This window comes from Neglectibacter caecimuris (assembly GCF_034335015.1).
Classification (GTDB): Bacteria; Bacillota; Clostridia; order Oscillospirales; family Acutalibacteraceae; genus Acutalibacter; species Acutalibacter caecimuris_A.
In genome coordinates, this window is sequence record NZ_JAWXXK010000009.1 from 46,375 (window position 1) to 58,425 (window position 12,051).

A 12,051-nucleotide genomic window follows, 5' to 3' on the forward strand; every position below is an offset into this window, starting at 1 on the left:
ATGAAAAAGAAAATGAAACGGGTGTTGTCCTTCCTTTTGGCAGTGACGCTGCTGCTTAGCAGCGCACCATTGGCATCCGCCAGAATCAGTCCGGACACACAGAATGCCCAGGCGGGTATCCGGTTGGAGCAATCTAAATTTGACTCCGGAAACGGTATTCTGGAAATGAAGGTATTGGCCACAGGTGTGGGCAATTACGGGATCCATTCGGGCCGCATTCTGTTTTCTGTGGATCCGAAGGTGTTGACTCCCTATTTGGCCAGCGGCAAGGAGCCTTTGCAGGTGTCTTCCGACAAGGGAAAGACCGGAGGCTACGGCTTAAAGGGAGAAAGCCCCATCGGCAGTTTTTCCGATGCGGTAGGAGGAAGTGTTACACAGCCTACTTCCAAAATACGGGTGGACGAGTCCCAGAGTAAATATGTGGTGGTTTCTCCGGAAGAAGGAGAAAGCGGAGAATCCCCCCGTACTTATCTGAGCTATGAATTCACGCTGAATACCAGTGCGGACAGCGGCGTGGAAGTGGAAGCGGGCGTTCTCTACTTCAAAGTGAAAAATAACGATATCGGAAATCTGACGGACAACAGCTTCCGGCTGGGTACGGCAGATGATATTGGCTATGTAGAGGAGACCAGAAGCTATGACGAGGAAAAGGCCATTGTGTCCAGCACAGCGGCCTATACCATCGCGGCTATCGAATACATCAGCACTACTGTAAGCGGCGGCAGCACAAAGCGGAACGAGGTAGGCTATTATTACGATGTACTTCCCGCGGTCGATGCCAATATCGGTGTCAACTATAATGTGCCCCGCCAGATCCGCAACATAGATGTGACTACCGGCCAGGATATTTCCAATGATCCCGAGCGTTGGAACATTGGTATTTATTATACCGGCTGGGATGTTCCGGCCATTACCCATCTGTACGTGGGCGCGCAGAGCATCACGGAAGAGGTTCCCAAGGCTGGACAGACCAAAACCACCAGCATCGATTATACCGGTAAGATCAAGGGTATCGATGTGAAGGATCGGGTGCGCTCTTTTGCGCCTACCGATTTGTACTGGGAATTCTGCGATGCGGAGGGAAATCCCATTACAAACGAAGAGGACATGCCCAAGGGTGTGAGCTTTGAGACAGAAATGGTGGAAAAGGACGGCGTACAGGTAGAGGCTTACACAGGCCAGCTAAAAATTACGCCGGAAGCTTCTCAAAACGAGGGCGAGGATCTGACCGTGTATTTCAGAGCCTCCAGAAACCTGGTTTACATGGAGGAGCATGTTCCTGCTGTGGACGATAGAATCGGTTTTCGTGCCTATTCTGTTTTGAGCGTTGCTTTGACGAAAGAGACCTCTGTGCCTACTTCTGTAGCGGTACAGGACGAGAAAGGCAACAGTACCGGACAGATTGATATTTCTTCTGTAGAGCCTGGCAGCTTCCAGGAAAAGGGCCTAGATCTTACAGTAGATGTAAAAGATCAATATGGATACTCCATCGGGGCAGGAACCCTATTCCTTTCCCTGAGTGGAGAAAAATCGGATGCTTTTATTCTGACTCCTCAGGACGGAGCGACAGAGGACGAGGACGGCCTGATTGCCTGGAACGGGACGACTCCAATCAAGGTGAAATTCAGCTTTGGAGAAGATAAAACCGCGGCGGATGCACAGGCGGGAGACATGAAAATACAGGCGACCTTCCACCCCGCCGGGATCGGAGATACTTCTCAGGATAAGCAGGGTTTTTATACGGCTGCCCTGCAAAAGGAAGAATCCCGCTTTTCATCTGTGGAATTAGTGCGCTATACCGATGCGTCTTTTGCGAATGTGGAACCTTCCACAGAGCTTGCGCTGCCTGCTACCATAAATGGTATCAAGATTCCACGCCGAACCTATTACGTGGCCAAGCTATACGATCAGTATCACCAGGAAATGCCGGCTGTGACAGATCCGAAGGCATACCAGTGGTCTGTTGTAGATGAAAAGGGAGACGTTGTTCAGGATGAGAATGTCGAGATATGGGATTCTCAAGAGCAAGGAAGTACTCCTTACCGGAACTGCTTATCTATTACCAGCAGCTATGCGGAAAAAGAGATCAGGCTCAAAGTGTCCGTCGCAATTGAGGGCGGCGCGAAGGATTCTGATACTGCGGTGCTGACCATTACTCGTGGCTCTTCTCAGTTTGGCCATGTGCGGGTGAAGAGTACTATTTATCCTGATGGTACGGAGGAAAAGCCCTTCCAGCTGAAGATTGCCACGGTGGATCAGTACGGCGCAGACTATATCATGACGGAAGAAGATCTGGCTAAGCTGCAGCTGAAATGGGAAATCGATACCAGCAAGGAACATAATGATCCCGTTCCCTATCAGGTGACAGAGGATGGCCTTTTAACTGTGTACGGGAATCAACATCCCGAAGTGCATGTAAAGGTTACGCCTACCTATAATGGCAAAACGGAAGCCTCTGATACTGGTACATTGGTATGGGGTGGTATCCGGGCTCTGGATTCTATTGAGTTGGCAATAGATAAAACTACCTATGCTGTTCCGGAGGTTTCGGAAACAGGGGAAAATGGTGTTTTATCTGTTCCTGTAACGGCGAAGTTCTTTGACCAGTATGAGGAACCCTGGAGCCTGAAGGACGGGGAAACCGTAGTATACAAGCCTGAGAGAGGCCAATATGATGGCGTTGTATTGGAAACCGGTGCCCTGAATGGGGAGAAAACGGAGCAAAAACTTACGTTTACTGTTACCTCTGAGGCGGCAAAAGGGAAAATAGATCTGACTGCGGAGACTGCTAATGTAACAGGGAGCCGCACGGTAGAATTGACAAAGAACGATAGCAAAGTCGATAGAGCGGAAGTGGTAAACGAAGCTGTAAAGAGCATGGGAACCACCGTTCTGGAAACTAAATGTTATGACCAGTATGGTGCACAGATTCCTGCCGCCAGGCTGAAAATTAATTGGTTAAAAGACGTCTTTGATACCGTTCCGCCCAACCGGATTGATGGCTACCAGTATGCAAAGTTTGACGCAAATGTTGGCAGCGTTACCACTTATAAGGGCGCGGAGCTGGTTCGGGTGCAGTTTGAGGCGTCTTTGCTGAATACTCCGGACGAAACGGTATCCAGTGAGCTCACAGCTTTGCAGGTGTTGGATGCCGGTGAAGCGGCTTCGGTTACGGTGACTACCGATGATAATACTACGGTAGCGATCCCTGAGGCCAAGGCAGATGGTACACCCAATTATGTCAGCAATCTGCAGTTTAAAGCAAAAGTTATGGACAGCAGTGGGTTGGATATTGGCAGCGATACCGTTGTATGGGATATTTTAGGAGAGCACAATGGCGTTTCCATCAGTAAGGATGGACGTGTGACTGTGGACAGCACAGCCGCTGTAGGAACTTATACGGTGGTGGCGATCGAAAGGAACTCCGGTATCTTTGGAACGGCAAAGCTTTTTACCGTGCATGAAAGTGAGCCTTACCTGGCAAGGGTAGACATCAAGGAATCCATTATATTGGCAGAGAGGTATGTTCCTCTTACACCCTTGTACTATGATCAGTATGGAAATCCTTATACTTTGCGGGCAGGCGAGACGCTGGAAAAGAACTATTCACAGCTGAAGGACAGCGGCAGTACGGAATGGCGTTATACGAATAATGTTGTTACAGATACTTATTCTGTGCAGGCCACCGCGCCGGATACCTATACCTTGATCAGGTTAGTGGTAGAGTCCAGGTTAACAGGACATACGGCTGAGGTTATCAAAAAGATCTATGCTATTGGTGAGGGTAACGGAACACCAAGCTATCTTGAAATCAGCGGTCCTGATACCATTACGTTGCAGCCGGGTCAGGAAACGTACCCGGTCACCACAGGGGACTATCAGGTTTATTTGCGGGATCAATTTGGAGCTAACTTAAGCCTGAGAAACTATGTTCAGAAGATCAAGTGGGAATTCTCCGCACCCGGTATGAGCGGTGTTGAATTGACCACACGGGACGGTTCCACCAGCACGACCAAGCAGAATCAGTACGGTAACCTGACCTTGAATCAGCAGGTGCCGGAGGGAACGATCCGTCTTACAGTGACCTATTATGATCGAAGAGGAAATATTACAGATCTGGTAGGCTTTAAGGATGTTAAAGTGGTTCACTCGGCTGAGGGAAAGAATGCCCTGGGCCGTGCGGAGATCACAAACGGCAGGTTGCGGCCCGGCACGACGACACCGCTGACTGCCAGACTGTATGACAGCTTTGGAGAGGAACTGATCGACCTTGACGCCGCAAAGCTGACCTGGACCCTGGTTTCTCCGCCGGAAGGCGTTGAAATAAACAACGGAAACCAGATCCTGGTGCCGGAAAGTGTGACGGAAGGCAGTGTCACGGTAAGCTTGACCGCGGAATATGGCGGTTCTTCCAGAACAGTGGAAAAGGAGCTTGCGATCAGCGCGGAGGAATCTGTGCTGACCGACCTGGAAGTAAGGAATGTTCTGGGCGGCCTTCATATGTATATTCCTCCCGTGGGAAGAGACGGACTCAATGCCGAAAGGCTTTCGGTGTACCGCGCCATTGGGTACGACCAGTTCGGCGATTCCATGGGAACTCCCGCCGGCGTGACGTGGTCCATGCAGAATGAACCTACCGGGCTTACCTATACGCAGCGCGGTGTGGTACATATCAATTCTGTTACGAACCCCAGCGAAGCTACCACGATCACCGCGACAGCTCCCGGGGAAGGGGATACATGGTTCCACGGTTCCGCCACCTTCTCCGTAGGCTATGAGCCGGATGAGCTCACCTCTCTGCGTGTCAAGCAGAAGCAGGTGTATAAGGATCCGGAAAACGGCGGTTCTACCTATTTGAAGGCAGAATATCTGAACCAGTATGGACTGCCTATGCAGCCCACAGGTACTCCTGTATGGGAACCGGGAGACGGAGCCGGTTCCGGCTGGTTTGGCGGCGGTACGGTCACTCTGACGGATGCCGGACTTGCCACTTACACTCAGTATTCTGAGTGGTTCTACGTCAATGTGGCGGTAGGTTCCGTAGAATGCAGGAATCACCGGATCAGTGTCAGCAGCGAAAAGCCTTATGTGGACAAGCTGACCTTGACGGTGGATCCTTCTTCCAGATTGGTAAAGCCCTTCCTGGCGGACGGAACACCTCAGTCTGAGAGCTTTGAGGTGCGTCCTTATGCCAGAGACCAGTACGGAGAGGAATTCAGAGATTTTACAGGTGCAAATAAACTGCACTGGAGCATTGTGGATACTCCTGACCAGGCGATCACCATTACTGGTAAAACCGATCCCGCTCAGGACCCCAGTGCTACTCTGCGCGTGTTCAGCACTACCCCGGCAGGCAATGTAACGGTGAAGGCCGCTACAGAAAGCGCGGCGGACGGCCAACCGGTGGTGGTGGCCACCGGCGTGGCCAAAGTAGAGCGGGAAGAGCCCAATTTGATTGGCATTCGCATGAAGACGCCTCGCTCTCTGGCGGCTGCCGCTCGCCCGATACAGCTGGAATATGAATTTTTCGATCAATACTATGACGCCATTGTGGTAGACGGTGCTTCTGCCTCCTGGAAGCTGGTTTCTTCCGTGGAAGGGGATCCTACGGCGGGAGCCGCTACCGTTTCGGCAGATGGTGTTCTGGTGATGGGCGACACTACGGAAAGTATTACTGTTACCATCACCCCGGTGGGTGATGCGGTAAAAGATGTGGCCCCGATCCAGGAGACCATTACCATTGGCCGGGAGGCGCCTAAGGCCACCCGGGTCGAGATCGTGAAATACAACGGTGAGATCCCTGTGCATGTGCCCCGGTCTGGCAGCAGTGACGCCAAGGTGGAGTACATTGCCCGGGTTTACGATCAGTACGATAAAGAGATCGAGGGACGGCTGTTTAACTGGAATTTTGAAAAGACCGTTGACGGCGTGACCGTGGTGGGAGATACTGTGACCATTGACGGAAAAACGGTCAACCGTGGAACGGTGAGCATTTCCAGCAAGGCTGCTTCCACTTCTGAACAGGGATTGACCTTGACCGCGGTGGACCGCAGCAGCGGCGTCAGCGGGTTTACCTCTTTCAGCATTTTAGCTGAGCAGGAGGACAGTATTCTGACCAATGTGACAACTCGCGAACGCTTCCTGCCCGTTTCCTACAGTGATACCACATATCTGGATCTGACTCCGGTATTTCTGGATCAATATGGCAGGGAAATGGAGTATACACCGGAAGAAATTCTCTGGGAGGTGCTGAGTGCTGAGCCTGAAGAGGAGCAGGCCAGAGCCAATTTTGACCATTCTGAATCCGGCAGGCCAAACCGCCTGATCTATTCCAGAACCGCGTGGGATGTATCGATCCAAATCACGGTGGACGGAAAGGCTTATGGTCCTATCTATCTGTATCAGGCGGGAGAGCGCAGACTCACTACGATCAAGGTACAGGGTGAGACCGATGTGATCAATGCCGGTTCCGGCTCCGTGCGATTCCGTGCCACACCCTATGATCAGTATGGTCAGACCATGAGACAGAGTGTTCTGGACGGTGTGGTGTGGAGCTTGGTAGGGGCGCCGGAAGGTGTGACTATTGACCAGAATGGTAATCTTACCGCTGATATTTATGCGGAGAAGAAGCAGGATGTTGCCGTTCTGGCCAAGGATTATACCACCGGTATTTTGGGAAAAACCTTTGTTGAGATCACCAGAACAGGCAGCGCTTTCCGGGCGGACCGGCTGGAGATCTACAATAAAAAATTCCCCGCAGGCACGGGAGAATATCAGCTGGAAGCTATTGTATATGACCAGTTTAATGTAGAAATTCCTACAGAGCCGGGAGACTTCACCTGGGTAAAGGATAATGGGATAGGTGCGTCAATTACACGGAAAACAGATGGCGCCTCTTGGATTAGATTTGTGAAAAATGAGACTTCGGTTGGCGTTACCGTTTCCTATACAGGCAGCGATCCTGAGGACTTGGGCCTGAGAGATCTTGCTCCAAAGCATGATTACCTGGAAGTAGGAGGAGACCCCTCTATACTGAAGCAGGTTATTGTGCGGCGGGCGTTAGGTGATGGCCCAGTGGCGATCCCTGCTCAGGTAGACGGCACGGATCGTCAGGTTTCTGTAAGTTACGAGGCATATGGTATCGATCAGTATGATCTGGATATTCACGATGGAACGCCCTTGACCAATGTGAAATGGCTGGTTTCCGGCGCTTCCTCCAAGGGGCTTTCCATCAATGAATACGGTGTGCTCACCGTGAGCAGCTCTGCCGAAGAGGGCAAGGCTGTGATCACCGCAGTGGACGAGGCTACCGGTATTTTCGGCACGGTAGAGCTGATGCTGACCAAGGAGGAGTCTGTTTTCTCCTCCATCGGTGTTCGGCAGAAGAAGCTTTTGCCCCGCCAGAATGTACAGCTGGAAGCCATCTATTACGACCAGTACGGCAGAGAGACCTTCCCGCGGGGCTATGAGGAATGGGATAAGATCCGCGCGCTTCCGGAGGAGACTCAGGTAGACGTATCTCAGGGCGGCTATGTGACCTTTGGCGGCTCAGGAGATACCACAAGCCTTACTGTAACAGTAGAAGCAGCCAGGATCAATTCCGGCGAAGTGACCATTCCCGTTTCTGCCGATCCCAAGATGCCCACTTCTGTGGAGGTAGAGTTGGCAAAGGGCAGCTTCCTGCCGGTTCGTATCAACGGCACAACAGCGCGTACTGTCTCTTTTACCGCCACGGTATATGACCAGTATGCGGAAGCGTACACCATAGAGGATCTGGAAAGCGGCAAGGTAAAGATTCAGTGGAGTGTGCAAAACGCTCCGGTAGGAACGACGATCGACGCGAACACCGGTACAGTTACCATTCCGGCGAAAGCGGAAGAAATCCCGGACGTTCGTGTGACCGCTACCTGCTGGATCGGTGACGATATGGATACCGCTGAGCAGACGGAAGCCTCCGGTTATAAGGAATTTGCGGTAGTGCGGGAATCTCCCAGGCTGAGCAGTGTGGAGATCGTGGAAAGCGGCTTCCCTGCCGGAACAGAGACCGGAACACTGACCCTGCGGTATCTGGATCAGTTTGGCGATGAGATGAACCGTCCTTCCACGGCGAATGCCACCTGGAGCACTACTACTTCCGGTGTGACTGTGACAAAGCGGGAGGAAGATCAGAACGCCGATATCACCTTCGGCAGCAATACCTCCGCCCATGTGAAGGTAAGCGTGCTGCCCGATGCGGGTTCCACAAAGAGCCTTACGGACGAGGCGGATATTACCCTGGGAACAGGAAGATACCTGTCTAAGATCGTAGTAACGTCTCACCCGGCAGGCGGCGTGCGGGTGCCCGACATGGCAAGCACCGATGCCCCCTCCACCAAGGCGTTTACCGCGCAGGGCTATGACCAGTACGGCGTGGAAATGGATACCCATCTGATCTGGAGCCTCAGCGATAAAGAGGCTACTGTGAACATTTCTCAGACCGGTGTTCTGACAGTGACCAGCAGCGCCCCCAATATGAAGATGACCGTGTATGCCACCGACAGCGATACCGGTGTTTACGGTACCTGTGAAGTGGATATTATCCGGGAGCCTTCGGAATTCACTTATCTGGAGGTCAAGCAGAAGGCTTTGCCCAGCGATAAGCAGGTCATGGTTTTAGAGCCGGTATGGCTGGATCAGTATAAAAAGGAAATGTCCCGTCAGGGCTCCGTATCCTGGAAGCTGGTAAAGAATGACGGCTATCTCACCAGTCTGGTGGAAAATTCCGATGGCTATACCGCCAGCTTGAACCCGCTGGATCCCACCACCACATGGGTCGTGGTGGAAGCGAGTTGCCGCGGCGTTTCCACAGGAGAAGTGCTGCTGCAAAGGACCGGCGATGAGTATGTGGATAAGGTGGAGATCACCCGCACTGGCAAAACCGGCGCGGTGATCGTACCGGCCAAGGCAAGCTCTTCCAAGGAGACCGCCACCTATCAGGCCCATGTGTACAATCAGTACGGCGATGAAATGGAAGGCCGCGAAGTGACCTGGGAAGTGGAAAGCTCCACCGGCGGCGTGTCCATTGATCAGAACGGCGTGGTGAGCGTAAGCTCTTCCGCTTACAGCGAAGAAGTGCGCGTCATTGCCAGAGAGTCTGAGTCCGGCAAGTCCGGCACGGCTACTCTGGTGATCAAGCGGGCTTCTCCGGAATTCACCTCCGCCGCCATTAAGAACGATTATATCCCCAGAGCGCAGATGCCCTTTACCCTCACCGCTGTGGCTTTGGATCAGTACGGTGAGGAAATGGCGGGGTATGACAAGGTAGAATGGGTGCTGCCCGACGGCGCCAACGCGAATACCTACTTTGCCTCTCCCGAATCCGGCGTGCTTTACTTTGACACAAGTCTGGAGTCTGTAAAAGTACAGGCCACTGTTACCGTAGGGGACAAAACGCCTGCTGTGGCAAACAAGGTGATCCCTCTCAGTGACGATGCGCCTGAGCTGCGGGAGATCAAGGTGACCCGTACCGATGGTTACGGGATCCTGTATATCCCCTATGGCAATCAAACTTCCGCTCACGCGGAGTATACCGCTTCCGGCATTGACCAGTATTTGCAACCCATGAACGACCTGAAGGTCACCTGGGAGCTGCGGGGCGCGCCGGAGGGAGTTACCTTCCCCGACGCGGACGGTGCGGTGACAAACCAGCTTTCTGTAGCGGCCAATACCGCTCCCGGAAATATTCAGATAGTTGCTACTGAAATCAACGATCAAAAGCAGAACAAGATAAGCGGCAGGACTATTCAGATCCTGGACCGCAGCCCCAGCATACTCAAAACCATAGAGGTGCGGGAGAACTCTCTGCCCTTTGGCACAGAGGTGGCCCAGCTCCATGCGGATTACTATGACCAGTATGGAACGGCTATCGACTATAAGGGCGTCAGCGACTGGTATGTGTCCCAGACTGAGCCGGAGTCGCAGCTGAGCAAGGTCTCCATTACGCCTCACGGCGGCATGCTGACCCTGACAGAGGACGTGCAGGCGGTGTATGTGCGCGTATCCGCTTCCGGCACCATGTCCAGAACAAAGCGTATCGTGATCAGCGGCGATCCTCATACGACGACGGTAAAGATCGTGAAGGATCCCGATGGCAGAATGGTTTCCGTACCCACCTATGACGGAGAAGCCGCAAAGAAAAATACCTATCAGTTTACCGCAACCTCCTATGACCAGTACGGCTCTGAGACAGTGGGCAAGTTCGGCTGGTATTTGGATAACGCTCCTGAGGGTGTTTCCATTACCCAGAAGGGCCTGTTTACTGTGACCAGCGCCGCGCCGGAACAGACACAGGTGCGGGTAGTGGCGGTAGACCTGCTCTCCGGTGTGGAGGGCGAATACATCATTGACTTGGTGCACGGCGTTCCTCAGGTGAGCCGGGCCAATATTAAGGAAGATCTGATCGAAGGTGGGGTGACCACCCAGCTGACCGCCCAGATGCTGGATCAGTTCGGCGAGCCCATGAGCTTTACGGAGCGTCCTGTCTGGAGCTGTGAAAACGATGGCGGCACCGTGATCGACGCTTCCGGCAGAATTACGCCTAAGACCGGTGCGAAGTCTGTTACCGTAACATTGGTGCTGGGCGATAAGAGCACCACAAAGACCTTGACGGTAGGCGGCAGAAGAGTGCTTGACCGCATTGAGGTAACGGGAAACACCGAGATCCCGCTTACGCCCAATGTGGAGCCGCAGCCGGTACGTTACAATGCTGTAGGCTACGACCAGTACGGCAACGAGTTTGCCGCAGTGTTTACCTGGAAGCTGGAAGGCGCGCCGGAGGGTATGGCGGTGAACGATACCACCGGCCGGGTAACGGTGCGCAGCAATGTGCCCGCCACCCGGAATGTGAAGGTAGTGGCCACCTCTGAGGCCGCGGGGATCTCCGGCAGTATCACGGTAGATCTGACCTATGCGGACAGCGTGCTGTCTGCCATTGGCGTACAGGAGACCAGCGTGCCGGGAGGAAAGCACAGCTTTACTCTGACGCCTGTGTTCTATGACCAGTACGGCAGGGAAATGGAGTATTCCGGCCCTGTGTTCTGGGAGGTGCTGGGAAGCCATCCCGAAACCAGTGTCGAGGTGGACGAATTCGGCGTATTTACCCTTTTGAGAGACGACGTGACCGAAATGACCGTGCGGGTCACGGCGGTCAACGAAAGCATTGAGCCCGCTGTGGTCGTGCTGCCGGTAGGCGGCGGCGAGCGCAGGGCGTCCTCTGTGGAGGTCAGCCGGAAGGGCTCTGACGGAGATGTGACCATTCCCGGCTTGGGTGACAGCGCCTTCGCGGTGTTCCAGGCCAGAGTGTTTGACCAGTATCATCAGGAAATGGAGGGCAGCTTCTTCTGGACGATCAGCGGCACCCCCGCAGGCGTATCTATCAGCAGCGGCGGCGTGGTCACGGTAAACAGCAATGCCCAGGAGGGCACCATTGAGATCGTGGCGGTGGATTCCATCAGCGGCGTTTCCGGTGTTGCCTATCTGACCCTGCGCAAGGCGGACAGAAAGCTGACCTTTGTCAATGTCCTTACCACCACTGTGCCCACAGATACCAGAACCGGGACACTGCTGGCGGAGTATAAGGATCAGTACGGCGAGGCCATTGAGTACAGAGGAGCTTCTATCTGGACCATGCTGGAAAGCTCCAGCGATCAGACTACCCTGACCGGAGATCAGCTGTATATCCATGATCCGGACGGCTATGCCATCGTCTTTGTAACGGCCAAGGGAGTGACTTCTCCCTCCGCTAAGATCACAGTGGGCGACGAGAACAGTGACGCCATTGTCTCCATTGCCCTGAGCGGCCCGGAGACTCTGCGCGCGCCCCTGCCTGGAGAGGCGGACGAAACAGCGGAGTACCCGGTAAAGGCATATACGGCTTCCGGCGCTGAGAAGAATGATATCACAGCGGCCTATACGATCACAGGCCTGCCCGCGGATTGCGGGATTACCTTTGATCCGGCCACCGGTGAGCTTACTGTAACAGACAGCGCCAGCGCTCTCGCAAGTCTGCCTCTG

General features: G+C 53.5%; 1 protein-coding gene (only partly in view). It reads left to right on the forward strand.

Features of this window, described 5'->3' with window-relative positions; all coding sequences use genetic code 11:
* Positions 1-12,051 carry the 5' portion of a hypothetical protein gene (locus tag U8T64_RS12215; RefSeq protein ID WP_322183855.1) on the forward strand. The gene runs 17,382 nt beyond the window's last position, so only the first 12,051 of its 29,433 coding nucleotides appear in the window; its start codon is at positions 1-3; the stop codon falls past the right edge of the window.